Origin of the sequence: Bradyrhizobium betae, from assembly GCF_008932115.1 — a bacterium.
Classification (GTDB): Bacteria; Pseudomonadota; Alphaproteobacteria; order Rhizobiales; family Xanthobacteraceae; genus Bradyrhizobium; species Bradyrhizobium betae.
The window spans coordinates 774,435-797,199 of the sequence record NZ_CP044543.1 but is presented as its reverse complement, the minus strand read 5'-3'; the positions used below and the strand labels follow the sequence as shown (position 1 = coordinate 797,199).

Here is a 22,765-nt window from a genome sequence, read left to right as displayed (position 1 = left end):
TGACGGTTGAAGCCTTGGAATTCTCGGGGACGCACGATGACCGCCATGCTGGAGATGCGCAACGTCAGCAAGAGCTTTGCCGGCGTGCAGGCGCTGCGCGATGTCAACTTCTCGGTCGACGCCGGACAGATCCACGCCCTCGTCGGCGAGAACGGCGCCGGCAAGTCGACGCTGATGAAGGTGCTCAGCGGCGTCTACCCCCATGGCAGCTACGAGGGCACCATCGTCTTCGACGGCGAGGAACGCCGCTTCCGCGACATCAACGATTCCGAGGCGCTCGGCATCATCATCATCCACCAGGAACTGGCGCTGATCCCGCTGATGTCGATCGCCGAGAACATCTTCCTGTCGCATCCGCCGTCGAAATTCGGCGTGATCGATCGCGACGAGGTCTACCGGCGCACGCGGGAGCTTCTGGCCCAGGTCGGCCTGAAGGAATCGCCGGATACGCTGATCACCGATCTCGGTGTCGGCAAGCAGCAGCTGGTCGAGATCGCGAAGGCCCTCTCCAAGCGGGTGCGGATGCTGATCCTCGACGAGCCAACCGCGAGCCTCAACGAGGCCGACAGCGCCGCGCTGCTGGAGCGCCTCATGGCATTCCGCGAGCAGGGCATCGGCTCGATCCTGATCTCGCACAAGCTCAATGAGGTTGCCCGCGTCGCTGACCACATCACGGTGCTGCGCGATGGCCGCACCGTCGACAGCATCGACTGCCACGCCGAGCCGATCCAGGAAGACCGCATCATCCGCAGCATGGTCAACCGCGATCTCGCCCATCGCTTTCCCGAGCGCAGCGCGACCATCGGTGAACCCGTGCTCGAGGTCGCGAACTGGTCGGTCCATCACCCCATTCATCCCGAGCGGCAGGTAATCAAGGCCGTCAATTTCAGTGTCAGGCGCGGCGAGGTCGTGGGCATCGCCGGGCTGATGGGCGCCGGCCGCACCGAATTCGCCATGAGCCTGTTCGGCCGTTCCTGGGGAACCAATATCAGCGGCCGTATCAGACTCGAAGGCCATGAGATCGTGCTGCCGAGCGTGGCTGCCGCGATCGACGCCGGCCTTGCCTATGTCACCGAGGACCGCAAGCAGCTTGGCCTGATCCTCGCCGACGACGTCCGCAAGAACATCACGCTGGCCAGCCTCGACCAGGTCGCGCCAAACAGGGTGATCGACGATATCGCCGAGCTGAAGGTTGCGAGCGACTATCGGAACCGGATGCGGATCCGCTGCTCCGACGTCTATCAGGAGACCGTCCAGCTCTCCGGCGGCAACCAGCAGAAGGTCGTGCTGTCGAAATGGCTGATGACCGATCCCAAGGTCCTGATCCTGGATGAGCCGACAAGGGGCATCGACGTCGGTGCGAAATACGAGATTTACGGTATCATCAACGAGCTCGCCGAGGCCGGCCGCGGTGTCGTGGTGATCTCCTCGGAGATGCCCGAGTTGCTCGGCATCTGCGACCGCATCTGCGTCATGAACGACGGCGCCTTCGTCGGGGAATTCAAGGGCGCGGAGGCGACGCAGGAGAAGATCATGCGCGCCATCATGCGCAATGAACGAAGCAACGGAAACAGCGCGCCCGAGGCCGCGGAGATGGGAGGATCGCAGCCATGACCGACAAGACGGTTTCGCTGCCCGAGGAGCGCCGGCACGGCAGCTTCATCAAGAACAACTTGCGCAATTACGGCATGCTGCTGTCGCTGATCGCGATCATGTTGTTCTTCCAGGTCATGACCGGCGGCACGCTGCTGCAGCCGCTCAACCTCACCAACCTGGTGCTGCAGAATAGCTACATCGTCATCATGGCGCTGGGCATGTTGCTGGTGATCGTCACCGGACACATCGATCTTTCGGTCGGGTCTGTCGCAGGCTTCGTCGGTGCCGTGGCCGCTCTTCTCATGGTGACCTACAAGGTCGACTACACGCTCGCCTTCATCGTCTGCCTCGCGGTCGGCGCCGCCATCGGCGCGGCGCAGGGCTATTGGGTCGCCTATTTCAAGATCCCGTCCTTCATAGTGACCTTGGCCGGCATGCTGGTGTTCAAGGGCCTTGCGCTCGCGGTGTTGCAGGGCCAGTCGCTCGGGCCGTTCCCGCCGACCTTCCAGAAGTTGTCGTCTGGCTTCATTCCGGAACTGCTGCCCGAAGCCGGCACGCTGCATCCGACCTCGATGCTCATTGGGGCTCTGTTGGCGCTGGGGCTGGTCTATGCCAGCGCCAGGAGCCGCACGCGCGAGCTCTCGCACGGCATCGAGGTCGAGCCTTACGCGTTTTTCCTCGGCAAGAGCATCGTGCTGGCCTGCGCGGTGCTCTACTTCACCTATCTGATCGCGACCTATCGTGGCCTGCCGAACGTATTGGTGATCATGGGCGGGCTGATCGCGCTCTATGGCTTCGTCACCCGCCGCACCGTGATCGGCCGCCAGATCTATGCTGTCGGCGGCAACGCCAAGGCGGCGAGCCCGTCGGGCATCAAGACCGAGCGGCTGACCTTTCTCACCTTCGTCAACATGGGCGTGCTGGCCGCGCTGGCCGGCCTCGTCTTTGCAGCACGCCTCAACACCGCGACGCCCAAGGCAGGTTTGGGCTTCGAGCTCGACGTCATCGCCGCCTGCTTCATCGGCGGCGCCTCTGCCTATGGCGGCGTCGGACGCGTCGGCGGTGCCGTGGTCGGCGCGATGATCATGGGTGTGATGAACAACGGCATGTCGATCCTCGGTATCGGTATCGACTACCAGCAGGTCATCAAGGGCCTGGTGCTGCTCGGGGCGGTGTGCATCGACGTGTATAATCAGCGGCGGTGATGCGGGCTACGGCAGCTATTACTGCGTCGTGAACAGCACAGTGGCGATCGCGACGGAGAGACTCACGGCCGATACGGTCGCTACCGTCGACAATACCCCATGCGCCTTAGCGCGATCGCGAAAACGATGATGATGGGTGTGGCGGTCATCAGCCCGATTTGTGCATCGCTCATGTCGTCGCTCACAGCTCTCTGGGGACCCCGGGCCGGTTCGTACCGCGATCCGGTGTCCGCCAGTTTGTCCGGCAACAAACTCGGATCGGAGCCGGCAAGCTAAGTCTGGCCGGTGTCCTGATCCGGAAAGACGATGTCCACGGCCGATTGCGAACAAGAAGGAACCGGCTGGGGATTCTGGAAGATCTCCCCGGCGATCCCATGATCTGGGTGCTGATCTTCAGCGAGCTCGTCGCGTTCGGTCTGTTCCTCGGTGCATTCACGGTCGCCCGCGCAATCCATCCGGCAGTGTTCGCGGCGGGGCAGGCGGCACTCGATTCGAATCTCGCAGGCCTCAATACCGTCGTGCTGGTGACCAGCGGCTGGGCTGCGGCCCGGGCTACCAATTCCGCGCGGGCCAGTGAGAAGCGGATTTCGCGCCGCTGGCTCCTGATCGCCATGGCGCTCGGCGGCTTCTTCATCGCGATCAAGCTCGCCGAGTATGCCGGGGAGATCGGTCGCGGCGCTGGCCTGGAAACCAGCCCGTTTTTTACGCTCTACTTCCTCCTGACCGGCTTCCATCTCCTGCATGTCGGTCTCGGCATCGTCATCCTCGCTGTGGTCTGCCGGCGCGCCGAGATATCCGGCGTCGAGACCGGGACCGCGTTCTGGCACATGGTCGATCTGGTCTGGATCGTCATGTTCCCGATTCTGTACCTGGTGCGGTGACGATGCCAGATCGCCTGAACGTCACCTGGGTCGTGCTGATCGGCCTCGCGCTCGCAACCATACTGCTGCCTCCGCTGATGCCGCGGCCCCTGCTCGGCAATGCGCTGTTGCTGGCCCTGGCCGCCATCAAGGGTCGCAGGATTGCGCTCGATTTCATGGATCTTCGGAACGTTCCCACGCTGTGGCGCGGCCTCGTCGGCGCGTGGATTCTCATCGTGGTGCTGTTTGCCTGGCTCGCATCCGCCGTCGTCGCCCTGATCTGACGCGCTCATTGCGCCCTGACAAAGAACGGGCGGTACGAAGCGGCAATAAATCGCAACATCGCGTTTCCCGATAGGAATCAAACCGGAAAGGATTGGCAATGGCTGAACGCCTGACCAAGTCGGCCGCTCGAAACGTCTTCTACGGCGGCTCGGCCTTTTTCTTCGCCATCTTCTTAGGGCTGACGGCGCACAGCCATTACTACATGGTCACGACATCGACGGACGCCTCGACGCTGACGTCGTCGGTCGCCCGCGGCAAGCATGTCTGGGAGAAGAACTCCTGCATCAACTGCCACACGCTGCTGGGTGAGGGCGCCTATTTCGCGCCCGAAGTCGGCAACGTCTGGGATCGCTGGGGTGGCAACGAGGATCCGGCCGGCGCGCGCGAGACGCTGAAAGCCTGGATGCAGTCGCAGCCTTCCGGCGTGGAAGGGCGGCGGCAGATGCCGCAGTTCAACCTCACCGACCAGGAGCTCAACGATCTCGCCGACTTCCTGCAATGGGCCAGCAAGATCAAGCGCCAGGAATGGCCGCCGAACAAGGCCGGCTGAGGGCCTGCCTCCTTCAAGACCTTGCCTCTTTCAAGACAGAGAGAACTCGAGATGAAATACCAAACCCAGAAAGTCGCGATGCTGTACTTCTACGGCGCGCTGACCCTGTTCCTGGCCCAGGTCCTGTTCGGCCTGCTCGCCGGGACCATCTACGTCCTGCCCAATACGCTGTCGGTGCTGCTCCCGTTCAACATCGTCCGGATGATCCACACCAACGCGCTGATCGTGTGGTCGCTGATCGGCTTCATGGGGGCCACCTACTTCCTGCTGCCCGAGGAAACCGAGACCGAGCTGTACAGCCCGCTGCTGGCGAAGATCCAGTTCTGGATGTTCTTCGGCGCCGCGGGTGTGGCCGTGGTCGGCTATCTCTTCCACTACCACGAGGGACGTGAGTTCCTCGAACAGCCCTTCATCATCAAGGTCGGCATCGTCGTCGTCTGCCTGATGTTCCTGTTCAACGTCACCATGACGGCGCTCAAAGGGCGCAAGACCACGGTCACCAACATCCTGCTATTCGGCCTGTGGGGCGTCGCGATCTTCTTCCTGTTCGCCTTCTACAATCCGGCGAACCTCGCCGTCGACAAGATGTACTGGTGGTATGTCGTCCATCTCTGGGTCGAGGGTGTCTGGGAGCTGATCATGGCCTCCGTGCTCGCCTATCTCATGATCAAGCTCAACGGCATCGACCGCGAGGTCGTCGAGAAGTGGCTCTACGTGATCATCGGCCTTGCGCTGTTCTCGGGCATCCTCGGCACCGGCCATCATTTCTACTGGATAGGCGCGCCCGGCTACTGGCAGTGGATCGGTTCGCTGTTCTCCACCCTCGAGGTTGCGCCGTTCTTCACCATGGTGATCTTCACGGTGCAGATGACCTGGAAGGCCGGCCGCAAGCATCCGAACCGCGCTGCGCTGCTGTGGTCGGTCGGCTGCTCGGTCATGGCGTTCCTGGGCGCGGGCGTCTGGGGCTTCCTGCACACGCTGTCCTCGGTGAACTACTATACACACGGCACCCAGGTCACTGCGGCGCACGGCCATCTCGCCTTCTTCGGCGCCTATGTGATGCTGAACCTGTCGGTGATGGCCTATGCGATCCCGCAGCTCAAGGGACGCGCGCCCTATAATCAGTGGCTCTCGATGGCGAGCTTCTGGATCATGTGCACGGCCATGATGACCATGACGTTCGCGCTGACCTTCGCCGGGGTGGTCCAGGTCCATCTCCAGCGCGTGCTTGGCCAGAGCTACATGGACGTGCAGGACCAACTGGCGATGTTCTACTGGGTCCGGCTCGGCTCCGGCGTGTTCGTCGCGATTTCCGCGCTGATGTTCGTCTGGGCGGTGCTGGTACCGGGCCGCGAGAGGCAGGCGACGATCCCGGCTGCTTTGCAGCCTGCCGAGTGAACGCGAAGGCGGCCGCGAACGTCGCGGCCGCCTTTCAAACCGATCTTTCGGAGAATGATCATGAACGCAACACTCCACGCCCTGGCGGCGCCCGCGCCCACGCTGCCGGCCTATGTCGCAAGCGGCAACGAATGCGCGCTGTTCGAGCACGCCTGGCGGCATCAATTGCCGATCCTGCTCAAGGGGCCGACCGGCTGTGGCAAGACGCGCTTCGTCGCGCATATGGCGGCGCGGTTGGGATTGCCGCTGCACACCGTCGCCTGTCACGACGATCTCACTGCGGCCGATCTCACCGGCCGCTATCTGCTGAAGGGCGGCGATACGGTATGGGCCGACGGTCCGCTGACGCGCGCGGTGAGGGAAGGCGGCATCTGCTATCTCGACGAAGTCGTGGAGGCCCGCAAGGACGTCACGGTGGTACTGCATCCGCTGACCGACGACCGCCGCATCCTGCCGCTGGAGCGCACCGGCGAGGAACTCGCCGCGCCGGAGCGATTCATGCTCGTTGTGTCCTACAATCCCGGCTACCAGACGCTGCTCAAGGCGCTGAAGCCGTCGACCCGGCAACGCTTCGTCGCCATCGAGTTCGGCTTCCTGCCGCCGGAGCAGGAGATCGCGGTGGTCGCGGCCGAAAGCGGGCTTGCGCCCGACTATGTGCGGCCGCTGGTCCTGCTGGCCGGTCGTCTGCGCGCGCTGAAGGGGCACGATCTCGAGGAGGGCGTTTCGACCCGTCTCGTCGTCTATTGCGCCACCCTGATCGCCGCAGGCGCGTCGATTGCCGATGCCGTGCTCGCCGGCATGATCGAGCCGCTGACGGATGACGCCGACGTCAAGGCAGCGCTGCTCGACGTCGCGCGTGCCGTGATCTCCTGAGGGTGGCGTGATGCTCGATTTCCTCGAGCTTGAAGAAACCGTCGGTCGCGCTTGGCATCGTCTGGTCGGGGGTACCGCCAGCTATCCGGTCCATGCCGAGCACGCGGTGTCACTTGCGGACATGCGCAACCGGATCGCGATCATGTTCCGCGCGTTCGGTGGTGAGAGCGGCGTTCAGATCGCGAGCGCCAGTGCCCGCCGGACCGGCCACCGGCTCGGATGGCGGCAGCGCATCGGGCTCGGCGACGAGCGCGTCGATCAGCCGGGGCGCGATGCCGCGACGATCTTTCTGCCCGACAGCATTGCGATCTTTGCCGACCGCGGGCTCAACGCCGCGCTGTACCGATGGCTCGCTGCGTGGTTCGCATTCGCGCCCGCCGAGGCGATCGAGGAGGCCGATCCGCTGCGGCGGGATTTGCTGATGTTGCGGCGTGCGAGCGAAATCGCGGTCCTCGTGCTGACCCAATGTCCAGGTCTTGCCGACGACTATGCGCAGCTGGCGGCGGCGACCGCCATGGCGCGGCCGCACCGCCCGTTGCCGCGCATCGAGCAGGATGTGGAGCAGATCGTGCTCGCTCTGCTCGGTGCCGATACGCCGCCCGCGGGCCAGCTGTGGCCGGCGATGATGGGGACGGGGCCGCTGCCGGACAAGGCGCCGCCCGGCTATCGTTCGATCCTGCCGTGCCCGCTCTGGGGCGATTGCTGGACGCGCGAGCTCTCGCCGCTACATGCCGGGGACGATGAGTGCGCCCCGGCCGCTGCGCCTGCGGCCTCGGACGATCGCAAACGTTTCGCCGTCCGTGAGCGCGAGGACGGTGCCAATCGCCGCGACCCGTTCGTGCTCAACCGGTTCGAAAAGATCCTGGCGATGGCAGAGATGGTCAATGTCGACCGTCCCGCCGACGACAGCGATGACGAGGACGCGCAGAAGGCGGCCGACGATCTCGAGGAGATCACGCTCACCCGCCGCAGCGGCAAGCCGGCGAGCCGGCTCAAATTCGATCTCGATCTGCCGCCTCAAGCGCTCGATGCCTCGCGATTGAACGCGGACCTGGCCTATCCCGAATGGGATTACCGCACCGGCGCCTATCTGCCCGATCATTGCCGCGTCCTCGCAGCGCCAGCCTCCGAGCTGGGCGAGAGCTGGACGCCGGACGAGACCATGCGCAGGCACATCCGGCAGGTGCGCCGCCGTTTCGAGATCCTGCGGCCGCGTCACGAATTGATGCGTGCCCAGGCCGACGGGCATGACCTCGACCTCGATGCCCTCGTGCGCGCACGCTGCGATCTTCGCGCTGGCGGCAATGGTGCGGGTCTCGATCGCGTCCACATGGCGATGCGGCCGCAGGGGCACGATCTGGCCGTGACGCTGCTCGTCGACGTCTCGCTCTCGACCGACGCCTGGGTCGATGGCTATCGCGTGCTCGATGTCGAGAAGGAGGCGCTCCTCGTGCTCGCGCACGGGCTCTCGGCTTGCGGCGATCACCATAGCATCCTGACCTTCACCTCGCGCCGGCGCTCCTGGGTGCGGCTCGAGACCGTCAAGGCGTTCGGCGAGCCGATGAGCGGGGCGGTGGAGCGCCGGATCGGCGCGCTCAGGCCGGGCTACTACACGCGGATCGGCGCGGCGGTGCGCCACGCGACGGCCGAGCTCGCGCGCCAGCCGCAGCGCAAGAAATTGCTGCTGGTTCTCACCGACGGCAAGCCGAACGATGTCGATCACTACGAGGGGCGGTTCGCGGTCGAGGACACCCGCAAATCCGTGCATCAGGCGCGGCGGCTCGGCATCGCGGTCTTCGGCGTCACCGTCGATGCCGCGGCGCAGTCCTACTTTCCGACGCTGTTCGGCCGCAGCGGCTACGCCATCGTCGGCAACATCCGCCGGCTGCCTGCTGCGCTGCCGGCGATCTACAGGCAGGTCGCTCACTGAATGGCAAAGGCCGCGGGCCTGGCGGCCAGTCGTATCGTGCGGGTAGATGGTGGCGGCACTTGCTGGTAGGTTCGCGCCGACTCCGGCGAGACCACATGCTGATATCCTGCGGCGATGCGCTGATCGATTTCGTGCCGACGCGAAACGCCGACGGGCGTGAGGCCGTGATGCCCGCGGTTGGTGGTTCCTGCCTCAACGTCGCGATCGGCATGGCGCGGCTGGGTGCGCCGACCGGTTTCGTCGGCGGCATCTCGACCGACTTGTTCGGGCGGATGATCGCAGACCACGCCGCAGCCTCCAACGTGGAGCTCGGTCTCGCCACCCGCAGCGATCACCAGACCACGCTGGCTTTCGTTCGCATCGTTGCGGGCGAGTCGAACTACGCCTTCTACGACGAGGCGACCGCGGCCCGGAACTGGACGTACCGGCGAGGGACAGTACCATTTGCAGATGGCGAAGCCGTCCATTTCGGCTCGACCACGTTGGTCAATGATCAAGGCGCGGCCGAGACGAAGGCGCTGGTCGCGGATGCGCAGGCGTCGTCGACGATCTGCTTCGATCCGAATTGCCGCCCCAATCTGGTCAAGGACAAGCCGGCTTATCTCGCGCGCATGGCCGAGTTCGCCGAGGCCGCCGATCTCATCAAGATGTCGGACGTCGACTTCGCCTATCTCTTTGGAACCGAGCCTTACGAGCAACGCGCGAGCGCGCTGCTCGGGCAAGGCACCAGCCTCGTCGTCATCACCCGCGGCAGCGACGGTGCGATCGCGTGGCACGCCAAGGCAGGGCAGGTCGAAGTTCCCGCGCCGAAGGTCGCGGTTGCCGATACCATCGGCGCCGGCGACAGTTTTCAGGCGGCGTTGCTGTTTGCCCTGCACAAGCAGGGGCGGCTCGCCCGGCAACGGCTCAAGGACATCGGCATCGACGAACTCCGTCGCGCGCTGGCCTTTGCCGCCAATTGCGCCGGCATCACCTGCACCCGTCCGGGCGCCGATCCGCCCTGGAGCCACGAGGTGAGTTCAAGCTGGTAGCAGGCCGTCCAGGCATTCTCCGAGATGTCCCGGCGGACTGCGGCCATGCGTCAGCCGAAATGGACAGGTGAGGTGCGCGCTGGCAAGGTCCGCGCGTCCCGACGCGAGCCCGTCCATCCATGAGCACCGATCTCTGTTTCCTGTCCGCCGTCGAGCTGCGCGAGCGCATCAATGGCAAGAAGATCTCCCCGGTCGAGGTCACGCGGGCCGTCCTCGCGCGCGCCGAGGCGCTCCAGCCCAAGCTGAACTGTTTCATCACGCTCTGCGGCGAGGAGGCGATGGAGCAGGCACGCTCCGCCGAGCGCAAGCTTATGGCGGGCGAGCCGCTGGGCCTGTTGCACGGCATCCCCGTCACGGTGAAGGACATCGTCAACACGCGCGGCGTGAAGACCACGTTCGGCGCCGTTCCCTACAAGGACAATGTGCCGACCGAGGACGCCGTCGCGGTCGCCAAGCTGCGCGCGGCAGGCGCGATCCTGATCGGCAAGACCACGACGCCCGAGTTCGGCAGCAAATGCCTGACCGATTCACCACTGTTCGGCCGGACCCGCAACGCGTGGGACGCGCGGCGCTCCTCCGGCGGTTCCAGCGGCGGCGCGGCGGTGGCCGTCGCGAGCGGCATCGCGCCGCTGGCGATCGCGACCGATGGCGGCGGCTCGACCCGCATTCCGGCCGCCTGCAACGGCGTGGTCGGGCTGAAGCAGAGCAATGGCGTGATCGCACATAGCCAGGCGCTCGATGCGTTCGGTAACCAGACCTACGTCACGCCGATGACGCGCGATGTCGCCGACACCGCCCTGATGATGCAGGCCATGGCCGGCGAGGATTCCTGCGATCCCTGGTCGATCGGTGTCCCCGTGCCCGATTTCATCGGCACGGCCGCCCCGCGCGGCGATCTGCGCGGGCAAAAGATCCTGTTCTGCGCTTCGCCTCCCGGACGGCCGGTGTCCGCCGATGTCGCGGCCAGCTTCAAGGCGAGCCTCGACCGGCTGGCAAGCCTCGGGGCCGAGCTCGAGGAATTTTCCGGCGAGGGGTTTGACGTCGAGCCGATCTGGCGCGCGATCAATCACACCGTCTGGCGCACGCGCTTCGCCAAACTGGTTGCCGAGCATGGCGACGTCCTCAGCGAGGCCTTCGTCAAGCAGGTCGCGCTCGCCACCAATGTCAGCGGCGTTGCCTATCAGGAGGCGATGTTCGCGCGCACCGCGCTGTTCCGCCGCGTGCAATCCCTGCTTGCGCGCGGGCATCTCTTGGCGATGCCGACCATCACCCGCACCGCGCTGCCGATCGACCAGGACCTGTTCGGTACCATCGAGATCGACGGGGCGCATTTCGACAGCGTCCGGCCGCACTGGTTCCCCTGGACCATGCCGTTCAACATGACCGGCCACCCCGCGATCAGTCTGCCCTGCGGCTTCGGCAGCGACGGCCTGCCGATCGGACTCCAGCTCGTCGGCCGCTTCCGTGCCGACGCGGAATTGCTGCGCGCCAGCGCGCTGTTCGAGGCTTCGCACGATCTTCTGTCGCGCCGGCCCGGCTGAACGGATGCGCGCGCTGCAAAGGGCTTGCGTCCGGCGGCCGGACATGTTGATCGTGCCGCCGATGAGCCCCGAACCTGAGCACGCATGAGCGTCTTTGTCCTCCGACGTGTCCTGACCTTGCTGGCGACGCTGGTCGGCGCATCCGTGATCATTTTCCTGGTGCTGGACGCACTTCCGGGCAATGCCGCGCAGATGCTGATGGGAGCCGACGCCTCGGCGGACGCGGTCCGCGCGCTCACGGTCAAGCTCGGGCTCGACCAGCCGCTGGCGGTTCGCTATCTGCAATGGATCAAGGGACTGCTGATCGGCGATCTCGGCAACAGCTATGTCTATGGCACCCCGGTCGGCAGCCTGATCGCGGAACGGCTGGTGCTGACCATTCCGCTCGCGATCATGTCCATGCTGATCACGGTGACGCTGGCGCTGTCGGCCGGCATCTACACCGCCGCCAACCACAACAAGCTCGGCGATGTCGGCGTGATGTCGCTGACGCAAATCGGCATCGCCCTGCCGAACTTCTGGTTCGCGATTCTCCTCGTGCTGTTGTTCTCGGTGCGGCTGCAATGGTTGTCCGCGGGCGGCTTTCCCGGCTGGGAGGACGGCATCTGGCTGGGGATCAAGTCGCTGTTGCTGCCGGCGGTCTCGCTCGCCGTGGTGCAGGCTGCGATCCTCGCGCGTGTCACGCGCTCGGCGGTCCTCGAAGTGCTGCGCGAAGACTTCGTTCGCACCGCACGCGCGAAGGGGCTCGGCAAGCGCGAGGTGCTGTGGAGCCACGTGCTGCGCAACGCCATGATTCCCGTGATGACGGTGATGGGGCTGCAATTCGCCAATCTGCTCGCCGGCACCATCGTGATCGAGAACGTGTTCTACCTGCCGGGGCTCGGCCGCCTGATCTTCCAGTCGATCGCCAATCGCGACCTCATCGTCGTGCGCAACTGCGTGATGCTGCTGGCCGCGATGGTCGTCATCGTCAATTTCGTGGTCGACGTGCTCTACGCCTTTATCGATCCCCGCATCAAGGTCCACGATTTGTGAGCGCGCCCCTGACCAGTTCGGTTGATGCGCCGGTCGTGGTGCGCCGGTTGTCGGCGCGGACCTTCTGGGCCCGCGCGCTGCGCCACCGCAGCTTGGTGCTGGGCGGAGCGCTCAGCCTCATCGTGCTTGCCTCGGCGCTGCTCTCGCTGGTGTGGACGCCGTGGTCGCCTTACGAGATCGACATCGCCGCGAAACTGCGGCCGCCGTCGGCCGCGCATTGGCTAGGCACCGATTCCTTCGGCCGCGACATCGTCTCGCTGCTGCTCGCGGGCGCGCGCTCGACCATCCTGGTCGGCGTCATCGCGGTGAGCATCGGTCTCACCTTCGGCGTCTGCCTCGGCCTGATCGCGTCGGCCCGGCGCGGCTGGACTGAAGAGATCATCATGCGGTTCTCCGACTTCGCCTTCGCGTTTCCGGCCGTGCTCTCCGCCATCATGCTCGCCGCGGTCGTGGGACCGGGCATGGTGACCTCGATCGTCGCGATCGGCATTTTCCAGATCCCGACGCTGACCCGGCTGACGCGCGGCTCCGCCAACGCGATCTGGGCGCGCGAATTCGTGCTGGCTGCGCGCGCGTCGGGAAAGGGCAAGTTCCGCATCACCATCGAGCACGTGCTGCCCAACATCCTGTCGATCCTGATCGTGCAGGTCACCATCCAGTTCGCGCTCGCCATCCTCGCCGAAGCCGCGCTGTCTTATCTCGGCCTCGGCACGCAGCCGCCGCAACCATCCTGGGGCCGGATGCTGAACGACGCGCAGACGCTGCTGTTCCAGTCGCCGATGCTCGCGGTCTATCCGGGTGCTGCGATCGCCATCGCGGTGCTCGGTCTCAATCTGCTCGGCGACGGCCTGCGCGACCTGCTCGATCCCAGACTGGCGCGGGAGCGCTGACGATGGCTGCACACGAAGCTGCGCCGCTGATCGCCGTCGACAATCTCGGCGTGCGCCTCAATACCAGCCGCGGGCCGGCGCAGGCGGTGCGCGGCGTCAGCTTTGCACTCAGGCGCGGCGAGACGCTCGGGCTCGTCGGCGAATCCGGTTGTGGCAAGTCGGTGACGGCGCTGTCGCTGATGGGGCTGTTGCCGGATAGCGCGGTCGTCACCGGCAGCATCAAGTTGGACGGCAGCGAGCTCGCCGGTTTGCCCGATGCGGATTATTGCAAGCTGCGCGGCAATCGCATCAGCATGATCTTCCAGGAGCCGATGACCGCGCTCAATCCGATGCACACGATCGGCCATCAGGTCGCCGAGCCGCTGCGGCGTCACAAGAGATATTCGGCAGCGCAGGCGCGGCGGGAAGCGATCGCCTTGCTCGACCGGGTCGGACTGCCCGATCCGGCCAGGCGGATCGATGCCTATCCGCACCAGTTTTCCGGCGGCCAGCGCCAGCGCGTCACTATCGCGATGGCACTCGCCTGCGAGCCGGACCTCCTGATCGCGGACGAGCCGACCACGGCGCTCGACGTCACCATCCAGGGCCAGATCCTCGATCTGATCGCCGATCTTGTCGAGGAGCGCGGCATGTCGATGATCCTGATCTCGCACGACCTCGGCGTCATCGCCGAGAACGTGCAGCGCATGATGGTGATGTATGGCGGGACGGTGGTCGAGAGCGGGCCGACCGACGAGGTGTTTCGCCGCATGGGCCATCCCTATACCCAAGGCCTGTTCCGCGCCCGCCCAAAACTCGGTGCGCGCAAGGGGACGCGACTGACGACGATTTCGGGCACGGTGCCGGAGCTTGCCGACCTGCCGGCCGGTTGCACGTTCGGCGATCGTTGCCCGCTGGTCGAGGACAAGTGCCGCGCGGCGCTGCCGGCGGTGGTCGAGGTCGGAGCCGGGCATGGCGTGCGCTGCGTGCGCACCGATGTCTCAATGGCCGCGAATGTCGGGGCGTCCGCATGACGGTGGCGCCGCTTCTCGACGTCAAAGATCTCGAGCAGCGCTACACGCTGCCGCGCGAAAGCCTGTTCCGTCCGCCGGGGCAGGTCCGCGCACTCAACGGCGTCAGCGTGCAGGTGGCCACGGGAAAGAGCCTCGGCATCGTCGGCGAATCCGGTTCCGGCAAGTCCACTTTTGCGCGCGTGGTGATGGCGCTGGAGCGGCCGACGTCGGGGCAGGTCGCGCTGCTCGGGCGCGACCTCAATCAGATCTCCGCCGACGAGCTGCGCCGCGCCCGCCGCGACTTCCAGATGGTGTTCCAGGATCCCTACGGATCGCTCGACCCGCGCCAGACTATCGCGCGTATCGTCGCTGAGCCCTTGACCGTGCTTGGCGGCGCCGACCGCACCACCTTCGGCGCCCGCGTCGCGGCGGTGCTGAAACAGGTCGGCCTGCGCGAGGCGGACATGGACAAATATCCGCACGAATTCTCCGGCGGCCAGCGCCAGCGCATCGCGATCGCGCGTGCGCTGATCACGCAGCCGAAGCTGATCGTCGCCGACGAGCCGGTTTCCGCGCTCGACGTCTCGGTGCAGGCGCAGGTGCTGAACCTGATGCAGGACCTCCAGGAGCAGTTCGGCCTCAGCTACGTCCTGATCAGTCACGACCTCGCCGTGGTCGACTATCTCTGCGACGAGGTCGCGGTGATGTATCTCGGCCGGATCGTCGAGCAGGGACGGCCGGATGATCTGTTCGAGCGCTGCGCCCATCCCTATACGCGGGCGCTATTGGACGCCGTGCCGCGGGCGCGCGCCGGCGGGGGCCGGCGACGGCGCGGGGCCCAGGCGATCGCCTCGCAATCGGCTGTGACGAGCGGGTGTCCCTATGTCGCGCGCTGTACGCTCGCCGACCAGCATTGCCGCGAGGTCCTGCCTGAGCTACGCAAGGTCGGCGAGACGCATCTTGCCGCCTGCCACAAGGCGGAGGCGGTGATGGCGTTGCCGCAAGCGGCCATGGAAGGTTAGTATCCCCATGGAATTGGCGTAGGCTGGGAAGCAGAGAAGGCCGGGGAGTTACGCATGCTCAAGAAACTATCGATCGTCGCATTTGCCGCCGCGCTGGTCGCGGCACCGCTGCCGGTGCTGGCGCAGAGCAAGAAGGACAGCGTCGTCATGGCGATGGCGCTGGAGCCGCCGGGGCTCGATCCCACCATTGCGGCTGCGGCCGCGATCGCCGAAGTCACGCTCTACAACATCTACGAGACGCTGACCAAGATCAACGAGGACGGCTCGGTCTCGCCTCTGCTGGCGGAGAGCTGGACCGCATCGGCTGACCTGAAGACCTACACGTTCAAGCTGCGCAAGGGCGTCAAATTCCAGAACGGCGAGGTGTTCGATTCCGCCGCCGTGAAGTTCTCGTTCGAGCGCAACGCGATTGCCACCAGCACCAACAAGGACAAGAGCCTGTTCCAGGCTTTCGAGAAAGTCGACGCGCCAGACGCCGACACGGTCGTGATCTCGGTGAAATATTCCGAGCCGAACCTGCCGTTCCTGCTCGGACAGGCGAGCGGCTCGATCGTCGAGCCGAAGAGCGCCGGCACCAACGGCACGCAGCCGGTCGGCACCGGGCCCTATCAGCTCGGGGCCTGGGCCAAGGGCTCCTCGATCACGTTGAACAAATGGGCCGACTATCGCAACGCCGCCGCGATCAAGCTGTCGAAGGTGACGATCCGCTTCATCTCCGATCCCGCGGCGCAGACCGCGGCGCTGCTCTCGGGCGACGTGGATGCGTTCCCGCGCGTTGCGGCGGCGCGCGCCATCGGCCAGTTCAAGGCCGATCCGCGCTTCAACGTCATGGTCGGCGGCTCCCGCGCCAAGACCATCGTCGGCATCAACGAACGCAAGAAGCCGCTCGACGACGTCCGCGTGCGCCGCGCCATCCTCGCGGCGATCGACCGCAAGGCGATGATCGACGGCGCGGCCGACGGCTTCGGCACGCCGATCGGCAGCTTCTACGTGCCCGGCGCGCTCGGCTATGTCGACACCACCGGCATCAACCCCTACGACCCGAGAAGGCCAAGAAGCTCCTTGCGGAAGCTGGCGTGACGACGCCGCTCGAGCTGTCGCTGAAGCTGCCGCCGCCGTCCTATGCGCGACTGGGCGGCGAGATCCTGGCAGCCCAGCTCGCCAAGGTCGGCATCATCGCCAAGATCGAGAACGTCGAATGGGCGCAGTGGCTGTCGCAGGTGTTCGCCGGCAACGGCCCGCACAATTTCGACCTCACCATCGTCAGCCATGTCGAGCCGATCGACCTCGTCAAGATCACCGAGCCCGACTACTACCTCGGCTACAACAACGAGGCGTTCAACGCGCTCTACAAGCAGATCGTCGCGACGCCCGACGAGGCCGGCCGCGCCAAGCTGCTCGGCGATGCCCAGCGCATGCTGGCGACCGACGCGGTCGCCGGCTTCCTCTACCAGCCGCAGCTGATCACCATCACCAACAAGAAGCTGAAGGGCGTCTGGAAGGACATCCCGCAATACGAGAACGATTTCTCGACCTGGTCCTGGGAGTAGGGCGCTCGATCAAATCAAGTCGTCGCTGAACAATGGCCTCTCTCCATCGGAGAGAGGTCATTTTTTGTGAGCCCAAAAACAAAAAGCTGAAAAACAACCCCATGCACAGTAGCCGGGGTGAGTAATTTCAATGGCTTGCGCGATCCACGCGGCGGCTTGCGCGGGCCGGCGGTGTCGTTGACCCGTCGGGCAAAACACTGGCAATATAGCATCATCGCGGCGTCATGGTTCGGACGCGCCGTCAGGCGAGGCACGCCATGAAGAAGCCATCCCGTCGCGAGGCTCGCCTCGCCGCGACTGCTGTCAGCACCGGGGCGCCGGCCAATCTGCAACTCGACAATGCATCCATGAGCGAGATCGCTCAGGCCCTGGCCAGCGGGCGGGTCACGGCGGCGGCGCTGACCAAGGCTTACCTCGCGCGCATCGAAGCCTATGATCGCGGCGGGCCCGCACTCAACGCCGTGCGCGCGCTCAATCCCGATGCGCTGTCGATCGCGGGCAAGCTCGACGAGACAAAACCGTCGGCCAGGCGGCCGCTGGCCGGCATCCCGATCCTCGTGAAGGACAACATCGCGACCTCCGACACGCAGCCGACCACGGCGGGCTCGCTGGCGCTGGAGGGTGCGCGCGCCAGGAGAGACGCCACCGTCGTCAAATTGCTGCGCAAGGCCGGTGCGGTGATCCTGGGCAAGGCAAACCTGACCGAGTTCGCCAACATCCTCGCGGCCGACATGCCTGCGGGCTACTCCTCGCTGGGTGGTCAGGTGAAGAACCCCTATGCGCCGGAGTTGATGGACGATCGCGGCATTCCGGTCGTGCTGCCGGGCGGATCGAGCGCGGGTTCGGCGGTCGCCGTGGCGGCCGGCCTGTGCGCGGCCTCGATCGGCACCGAGACCTCGGGCTCGCTGCTGTATCCCGCCAGCATGAACGGCCTCGTTACCGTGAAGCCGACCGTCGGGCTGGTCAGCTGTGCCGGCATCGTGCCGATCTCGCACAGCCAGGACACCGCCGGGCCGATGACGCGCACCGTGCGTGACGCGGCGTTGCTGCTCAACGTGCTGGCGGCGAAGGACCCGCTCGATCCCGCGACAGAGCGGCAACGGCGGCCGGCCGACTACACCGCCGATCTTGCGAACGACGCGATGAAGGGCGCGCGCATCGGCGTGCCGAGCGACGCGGACGATCCGCTGAACGATCGCTATTACGGCAAGCTGCCGCCCCGATCGGCCAAGGTCATGGCCGACGCGATCAAGGTGCTGGAGGATCTCGGTGCCGTCATCGTGCGTGCCAACATGCCCACACCTGGATGGATCGGCGGACCGGGGACGAGCATGAATGTGCTCAACCGCAATCCGCTGAGCCGTCACAAGGGCAATGTGGCGACGCCGCCGATCGTCTTCCTCTACGAGCTGAAGCGCGATCTCAACCTTTACCTCAGGGATTGGGCGACCAATACCGACATGAAGACCATGGCGGATATCGTGGCTTTCAACGCGGCGCATGCGAAGAACGCGCTGCGTTTCGGCCAGGACCTGTTTCTCGCCGCCGAGATGACCAGAGGCGATCTCAGCGAGCGCGAGTACAAATCGGCTCGGGCCATGGACCTGCTTTCCGCCAGGACGCGCGGCATGGACGCCTACATGAACCAGCACAAGCTCGACGCGGTGCTGTTTCCTGGCGCGGCAGGCTGCGTGATCGCCGCGAAAGCGGGCTATCCCAGCGTCATGGTGCCGGGCGGATTCATCTCGGGGGCCGACGACAAGGACACGCCCGACTATCCGCTCGGCATCACCTTCGCGGGCCGTGCCTGGAGCGAGCACAAGCTGCTGCGTCTGGCCTACGCCTATGAGCAGGCCTCGAACATGCGCAAGCCGCCGCCGCGGTTATCGACGCTTTAGATTCCCGGCCGTTCCGGAAGTCCACGATTGCGGCGTATCGCCGCGCCTGCAACGGCCGTTAATGAATTCAGAAAATAGGAATTGAGGAATTTCGATAGGCGTGCGGTGCGGGGATACGGCGCGTATCGGAAACCGGCAGAACTGCAGGCGGCAAACGCACGCCTTTGCTTTCGCATTTGATCCAGATCAGAGTTTTCCTCCGTAATTTCACGGTTGGGTCGATTAACGGCGACCGGCACGGACAGGCCTATATTGATGAGGCAGGTCTTTCCCGATTTTCTAAAGGCTATTTTCAATGATCAAGATCAATCGCATCGGCAACAAGCTTGGCGCGGTCGGAATACTCGGCGTCGTGCTCGCGGGCGGAATGCTCGTCAATCAGATGATGTCCGAAGTGTCGATTGTGCGGTCGAACCAGCGAGCCGACGCCCAGGAGACGATTGCCAATCACGCGCTGGAGGCCAATGTCGGGCTGCGAAGAATGCAGCTGTCGGTCCGCGACCTCCGCCTGTCGACGACGTCCGCCGACGTGGAGAAGCACGGAAAGGCGCTGAACGAAGCGTTTGCCAGGGCAAAGAAGGAGCTGGGGATTGCGCTCGAACGCGTCGTCCGGCCCGAGAACAGGGAACGATTGGTCAACATCGACGCGCTCATGGCACAGTATCACAAGGCGGCTACCGAGCTTGCTGATACGCAGACAAAGATCTTCGCCGTCCTGGAGAAAAGGAACGCGCTCAGCACCAGCTGGGCCAAGGCGATGGACGATGCGATGGCGTCGCCCGCGCTGGCGGCAGCGACGAACCGGGTCGAGATCGAGAAGACTCTCTTTGAAGCGGATTCCATGTTCAATGCGGTGCGTGCTGCGACCTGGCGTTTCGCGTCGAAGGGCGAAGAGGCCCAAAAGAAGGCGATTGAGGCCCGCGGCGTACGACTGACCAGTGCGCTCGGAAAGGCGGCAAAGGTTGCTGCCGACTCGAAGGAGTTGTCGGCCTTTGTCGATACACTTTCAGCAGACGCGAAAGGCTTTGCGTCCGCAACGGCTGAGGCCCTCCAGTTGGAAATCGTCAAGAAGGATATGGTCGAGGTCCAGACGCTTCCGCGCGCCAGTCGGGCCATCGAACTGATGCGAACCGCGGTGGATATCGCCGAGAAAATGGCCGCCGAAGCGAAAGAGCAGGCGACCGCAGATTTGACCCAGGCCAACCGCGTCGCGTTTGCAGCCGCGATTGCCGTCATCATCTCGTTGATCGGCGCGGTGATCTTCACCTTCGTCGGCGTCGCACGGCCGCTGACGCGGCTGAACGGCGCCCTGACGAAATTGGCCGACGGCGAATTGAATGTCGAGATCCCCGGTTCAAACCGTGGTGACGAGGTTGGCGACATCGCCAAGACGGTCGTGGTGATCGGCCGAAATGCCGAGCAGAAAGCGCGCGACGAGGCTGAAGCCCAGGCCCGGCAACAGCAGATGGTCGCGCAGCAGCGCAAGGCCGACATGATCAAGATGGCCGACGACTTCGAAGGGGCGGTCGGCGAGATCGTCGATACGGTCTCATCGGCTTCGACCGAGCTGGAGGCGTCAGCAAGCACGCTGACGGCGACCGCGGAACGCGCCCAGGACCTGACGGCGGCGGTGGCCGCGGCCTCGGAAGAAGCCTCGACCAACGTCCAGTCGGTCGCCTCCGCGACCGAAGAGCTCACCAGTTCGGTGGTCGAAATCAGCCGCCAGGTTCAGGAATCGGCGCGGATGGCCAACGAGGCCGTCGACCAGGCCCGACGAACCAATGATCGGGTATCGGAGCTGTCGCGGGCAGCTTCAAGGATCGGCGATGTCGTCGAGCTGATCAGCTCCATTGCGGGTCAAACCAACCTGCTGGCGCTGAATGCCACGATCGAGGCCGCGCGAGCCGGCGAGGCGGGCCGTGGCTTTGCAGTCGTGGCCTCCGAAGTCAAGGCACTCGCGGAACAGACCGCCAAGGCGACCGGCGAGATCAGCCAGCAGATCGACGGCATCCAGCGTGCTACGCAGGACTCGGTGGGTGCCATCAAGGAGATCAGCGGGACAATCGAAAAGCTCTCGGAGATTTCCGCCACGATCGCCTCGGCCGTCGAAGAGCAGGGCGCCGCGACGCAGGAAATTTCCCGGAACGTGCAACAGGCTGCCGTGGGCACCCAGGAAGTCTCGTCAAACATCACCGACGTTCAGCACGGGGCCACCGAGACGGGATCGGCGTCGACCCAGGTGTTCGCCGCCGCAAAGTCACTGTCGGGTGACAGCAACCGGCTTAAACTCGAGGTTGGGAAATTCCTGAGTACCGTTCGTTCGGCATGAACCTTTAGGCCCGGCTAGCGACAATCGCGTCGGGCCGCCGGTATCGAGCGGGGGATTTTTTGCCGCCTGTTGTGGGCGTGCATCGGCCCGGCGACACGAAGCGGCGCACCGCTTAAAAACGATGCGCCGCTCGTTGGTTCAAGCGGCCTCGAGATCAAGCCGCCTTGGCGTCGACCTTGCCGATCCAGCCTCGCGCCAGCGTCACGTCGGCTTGCGACAGTTGATGACCTGATGGCAGCACCTTGTGCTCGACACGTGCACCGGCTTCCGACAACAACGTCGCCAGCTTTGCCGAATTGCTCGCCGGCACGATCGGATCGGTCTGTCCGGACAACAGCAGGATCGGCTTGCCATTGAGCTCCGCCTTCGGCGGATCCGACAGCGGCACCATGGCGCGCAGCAGGATCGCACCTGATAGCACGTCCGGTTTAAGCAGCAACAGCGCCGCTGCGATGTTGGCGCCGTTGGAGAAACCTACGGCCACAGGCGCGGCGATGCCGTACTGCTTCCGTGCCTCCGTGACGAAGTCGCCAAGCTCGAGCGCACGCCGGCGCACGTCTTCCTCATCGAACACGCCTTCCGCGAGACGGCGGAAGAAGCGCGGCATGCCGTGCTCGAGCACGCGGCCGCGCGGCGAGAGCAGAGCGGAGCCGGGCGAGATCATCTTGCCGAGGCCCAGCAGGTCGTTCTCGTCGCCGCCGGTGCCGTGCAGCAGCAGGAGCGGGGGAGAGCCCGCGCTGGTCGCGGGCTCGTAATGGTGGATGAATGCACTCTCGGTCATGACACGCTCTCTTCCAGGCTCGGCAGCACGCCCTCGATCTGCTTGCGGTGTTGCTCGAGGAAGCTTGGCAGCTTCAGGTCCCGTCCCAGCGTCGCGACGGGCTCGTCGACGGCGAAGCCGGGGATGTCGGTCGCGATCTCGAACAGCACGCCGCCGGGTTCGCGGAAGTAGATCGAGCGGAAGTAGTTGCGGTCGCGCTGCTCGGTCGGATGCAGGCCGTGATTGCTCACGAGCTTTTGCGCCATCTTGCCCTGCTCGGCATCGTCAGCCGCGCGGAACGCGATGTGGTGCACCGAGCCGCCGCCCTGATGCCCGCGCAGAAAACCCTTGGCCTCGTAGATGTCGACGACGCTGCCCTCGACATCGCCCGGCGCCTTGAAGCGGATCACGGAGCCTTCGCGGCCGGTTTCCTTGAAGCCGAACACGTCGGTGAGGACGGCAGCCGTCTTCGCCGCGCTGTCGAGCAGCAGGGTCACGCCGTGGAAGCCGCGGATCGCGTGCTCGGCCGGCACCTCGCCATTGCTCCAGCCGGGTTCGTTCTCGGCGCCGGGTATGCCGACCAGCGCCAGCGCCATGCCGTCAGGGTCGGTGAACGGCAGCACGGACTCGCCAAAACGCTTCTCCAGCGCCTCGTAGGCGATGCCCTTCTCGGTGAAGCGCTGCGTCCAATAGCCCAGCGAGCGCTGCGGCACACGGAAGGCAGTCTGATGGGTCTCGCCGACGCCGCGACGTCCGGGGGCCGCGCCAGCCCAGGGGAAGAAGGTCAGGATGGTGCCGGGGCGGCCGGTCTCGTCGCCATAGTAGAAATGGTAGGTGCCGGGATCGTCGAAATTGACCGTCTTCTTGACGAAGCGCAGGCCGAGATCCCGGGTGTAGAAGCCGAAATTGCGGATGGGGTCGCCGGCAATCGCGGTGACGTGGTGCAGTCCAGACATTGTCGTCCTCCAGAATTCGTACGAGCGGTATCGCTCTCTGGGCGGAAATATCGTTCCGGTTTGG

At 65.3% G+C, this 22,765-nt stretch carries 18 protein-coding genes and 1 pseudogene; 17 read left to right on the top strand and 2 right to left on the bottom strand.

All coding sequences use genetic code 11. The annotated features are described in order from the left end of the window. Window positions 1–36 precede the first annotated feature (36 nt). The 17 genes and pseudogenes from mmsA to F8237_RS03925 all read left to right on the top strand — a co-directional run bounded on the left by mmsA (window position 37) and on the right by F8237_RS03925 (window position 20,985). Window positions 37–1,614, top strand: coding sequence for a multiple monosaccharide ABC transporter ATP-binding protein (gene mmsA, locus F8237_RS04005; RefSeq protein WP_151642502.1), 1,578 nt, complete (start codon window positions 37–39; stop codon window positions 1,612–1,614). Next, window positions 1,611–2,801: a multiple monosaccharide ABC transporter permease gene (mmsB, locus tag F8237_RS04000; protein ID WP_151642501.1), complete on the top strand. Its 1,191-nt coding sequence runs from the start codon at window positions 1,611–1,613 to the stop codon at window positions 2,799–2,801. Before mmsA ends, mmsB begins: the two co-directional genes overlap by 4 nt. 374 nt (window positions 2,802–3,175) lie before the next feature. Then, entirely contained in the window at window positions 3,176–3,682 is a 507-nt protein-coding gene (locus tag F8237_RS03995; RefSeq protein WP_151642500.1) for a cytochrome c oxidase subunit 3 family protein, read from the top strand. 2 nt (window positions 3,683–3,684) lie between these two features. Then, window positions 3,685–3,945 carry a cytochrome C oxidase subunit IV family protein gene (locus F8237_RS03990; RefSeq protein WP_151642499.1) on the top strand — a complete coding sequence of 87 codons (261 nt, stop codon included), beginning with the start codon at window positions 3,685–3,687 and terminating at the stop codon, window positions 3,943–3,945. Between the two features lie 98 nt (window positions 3,946–4,043). Next, window positions 4,044–4,496 carry a c-type cytochrome gene (locus F8237_RS03985; protein WP_151642498.1) on the top strand — a complete coding sequence of 151 codons (453 nt, stop codon included), beginning with the start codon at window positions 4,044–4,046 and terminating at the stop codon, window positions 4,494–4,496. Between the two features lie 51 nt (window positions 4,497–4,547). Next, a complete protein-coding gene (locus F8237_RS03980; RefSeq protein ID WP_151642497.1) occupies window positions 4,548–5,894 on the top strand; it encodes a cbb3-type cytochrome c oxidase subunit I in 1,347 nt (448 codons plus the stop codon). Window positions 5,895–5,954: 60 nt separating this feature from the next. Continuing rightward, the gene (locus F8237_RS03975) at window positions 5,955–6,767 is read left to right on the top strand and encodes a CbbQ/NirQ/NorQ/GpvN family protein (protein WP_151642496.1); all 813 of its coding nucleotides are present in this window, start codon (window positions 5,955–5,957) and stop codon (window positions 6,765–6,767) included. Between the two features lie 10 nt (window positions 6,768–6,777). Beyond that, window positions 6,778–8,697, top strand: coding sequence for a nitric oxide reductase activation protein NorD (locus F8237_RS03970; RefSeq protein ID WP_151642495.1), 1,920 nt, complete (start codon window positions 6,778–6,780; stop codon window positions 8,695–8,697). A 95-nt stretch (window positions 8,698–8,792) separates the two neighbouring features. Further along, window positions 8,793–9,728, top strand: a complete 936-nt coding sequence (locus F8237_RS03965; RefSeq protein ID WP_151642494.1) for a carbohydrate kinase family protein — start codon at window positions 8,793–8,795, stop codon at window positions 9,726–9,728. Between the two features lie 119 nt (window positions 9,729–9,847). Then, window positions 9,848–11,269, top strand: a complete 1,422-nt coding sequence (locus F8237_RS03960; protein WP_151642493.1) for an amidase — start codon at window positions 9,848–9,850, stop codon at window positions 11,267–11,269. A gap of 84 nt (window positions 11,270–11,353) precedes the next feature. Continuing rightward, window positions 11,354–12,304 carry an ABC transporter permease gene (locus F8237_RS03955; RefSeq protein ID WP_151642492.1) on the top strand — a complete coding sequence of 317 codons (951 nt, stop codon included), beginning with the start codon at window positions 11,354–11,356 and terminating at the stop codon, window positions 12,302–12,304. Next, a complete protein-coding gene (locus tag F8237_RS03950; RefSeq protein ID WP_151642491.1) occupies window positions 12,301–13,194 on the top strand; it encodes an ABC transporter permease in 894 nt (297 codons plus the stop codon). Before F8237_RS03955 ends, F8237_RS03950 begins: the two co-directional genes overlap by 4 nt. A 2-nt stretch (window positions 13,195–13,196) precedes the next feature. Beyond that, window positions 13,197–14,207: an ABC transporter ATP-binding protein gene (locus tag F8237_RS03945; RefSeq protein WP_151642490.1), complete on the top strand. Its 1,011-nt coding sequence runs from the start codon at window positions 13,197–13,199 to the stop codon at window positions 14,205–14,207. Beyond that, window positions 14,204–15,208 carry an ABC transporter ATP-binding protein gene (locus tag F8237_RS03940; protein ID WP_151642489.1) on the top strand — a complete coding sequence of 335 codons (1,005 nt, stop codon included), beginning with the start codon at window positions 14,204–14,206 and terminating at the stop codon, window positions 15,206–15,208. The genes F8237_RS03945 and F8237_RS03940 overlap by 4 nt, the downstream gene beginning before the upstream one ends. Window positions 15,209–15,262: 54 nt before the next feature. Further along, window positions 15,263–16,758, top strand: a pseudogene (locus F8237_RS03935) (ABC transporter substrate-binding protein). Window positions 16,759–17,015: 257 nt separating this feature from the next. After that, window positions 17,016–18,656 carry an amidase family protein gene (locus tag F8237_RS03930; protein ID WP_151642488.1) on the top strand — a complete coding sequence of 547 codons (1,641 nt, stop codon included), beginning with the start codon at window positions 17,016–17,018 and terminating at the stop codon, window positions 18,654–18,656. 295 nt (window positions 18,657–18,951) lie between these two features. Then, on the top strand, window positions 18,952–20,985 hold the full coding sequence (locus F8237_RS03925; RefSeq protein WP_244626074.1) for a methyl-accepting chemotaxis protein: 2,034 nt from the start codon (window positions 18,952–18,954) through the stop codon (window positions 20,983–20,985). A gap of 154 nt (window positions 20,986–21,139) precedes the next feature. On the opposite strand, the gene F8237_RS03920 is transcribed toward F8237_RS03925, so the two are convergent. Together F8237_RS03920 and F8237_RS03915 are read right to left on the bottom strand one after the other, a co-directional pair. Then, window positions 21,140–21,766: an alpha/beta hydrolase gene (locus F8237_RS03920; RefSeq protein WP_151642487.1), complete on the bottom strand. Its 627-nt coding sequence runs from the start codon at window positions 21,764–21,766 to the stop codon at window positions 21,140–21,142. Continuing rightward, window positions 21,763–22,701 (bottom strand): ring-cleaving dioxygenase, encoded by a 939-nt coding sequence (locus F8237_RS03915; protein ID WP_151642486.1) that lies wholly within the window; start codon window positions 22,699–22,701, stop codon window positions 21,763–21,765. The genes F8237_RS03920 and F8237_RS03915 overlap by 4 nt, the downstream gene beginning before the upstream one ends. Between the last annotated feature and the right edge of the window lie 64 nt (window positions 22,702–22,765).

Excerpts from the sequence above, each read along its gene's own strand:
- F8237_RS03970 (WP_151642495.1), top strand. The coding sequence starts at position 6,778 with ATGCTCGATTTCCTCGAGCTTGAAGAAACCGTCGGTCGCGCTTGGCAT.
- F8237_RS03920 (WP_151642487.1), bottom strand. The coding sequence starts at position 21,766 with ATGACCGAGAGTGCATTCATCCACCATTACGAGCCCGCGACCAGCGCG.
- F8237_RS03975 (WP_151642496.1), top strand. The coding sequence starts at position 5,955 with ATGAACGCAACACTCCACGCCCTGGCGGCGCCCGCGCCCACGCTGCCG.
- F8237_RS03915 (WP_151642486.1), bottom strand. The coding sequence starts at position 22,701 with ATGTCTGGACTGCACCACGTCACCGCGATTGCCGGCGACCCCATCCGC.
- F8237_RS03995 (WP_151642500.1), top strand. The coding sequence starts at position 3,176 with ATGATCTGGGTGCTGATCTTCAGCGAGCTCGTCGCGTTCGGTCTGTTC.
- F8237_RS03980 (WP_151642497.1), top strand. The coding sequence starts at position 4,548 with ATGAAATACCAAACCCAGAAAGTCGCGATGCTGTACTTCTACGGCGCG.
- F8237_RS03925 (WP_244626074.1), top strand. The coding sequence starts at position 18,952 with ATGATCAAGATCAATCGCATCGGCAACAAGCTTGGCGCGGTCGGAATA.
- mmsB (WP_151642501.1), top strand. The coding sequence starts at position 1,611 with ATGACCGACAAGACGGTTTCGCTGCCCGAGGAGCGCCGGCACGGCAGC.
- F8237_RS03960 (WP_151642493.1), top strand. The coding sequence starts at position 9,848 with ATGAGCACCGATCTCTGTTTCCTGTCCGCCGTCGAGCTGCGCGAGCGC.
- F8237_RS03990 (WP_151642499.1), top strand. The coding sequence starts at position 3,685 with ATGCCAGATCGCCTGAACGTCACCTGGGTCGTGCTGATCGGCCTCGCG.
- F8237_RS03965 (WP_151642494.1), top strand. The coding sequence starts at position 8,793 with ATGCTGATATCCTGCGGCGATGCGCTGATCGATTTCGTGCCGACGCGA.
- F8237_RS03955 (WP_151642492.1), top strand. The coding sequence starts at position 11,354 with ATGAGCGTCTTTGTCCTCCGACGTGTCCTGACCTTGCTGGCGACGCTG.
- mmsA (WP_151642502.1), top strand. The coding sequence starts at position 37 with ATGACCGCCATGCTGGAGATGCGCAACGTCAGCAAGAGCTTTGCCGGC.
- F8237_RS03985 (WP_151642498.1), top strand. The coding sequence starts at position 4,044 with ATGGCTGAACGCCTGACCAAGTCGGCCGCTCGAAACGTCTTCTACGGC.
- F8237_RS03945 (WP_151642490.1), top strand. The coding sequence starts at position 13,197 with ATGGCTGCACACGAAGCTGCGCCGCTGATCGCCGTCGACAATCTCGGC.
- F8237_RS03930 (WP_151642488.1), top strand. The coding sequence starts at position 17,016 with ATGAAGAAGCCATCCCGTCGCGAGGCTCGCCTCGCCGCGACTGCTGTC.
- F8237_RS03940 (WP_151642489.1), top strand. The coding sequence starts at position 14,204 with ATGACGGTGGCGCCGCTTCTCGACGTCAAAGATCTCGAGCAGCGCTAC.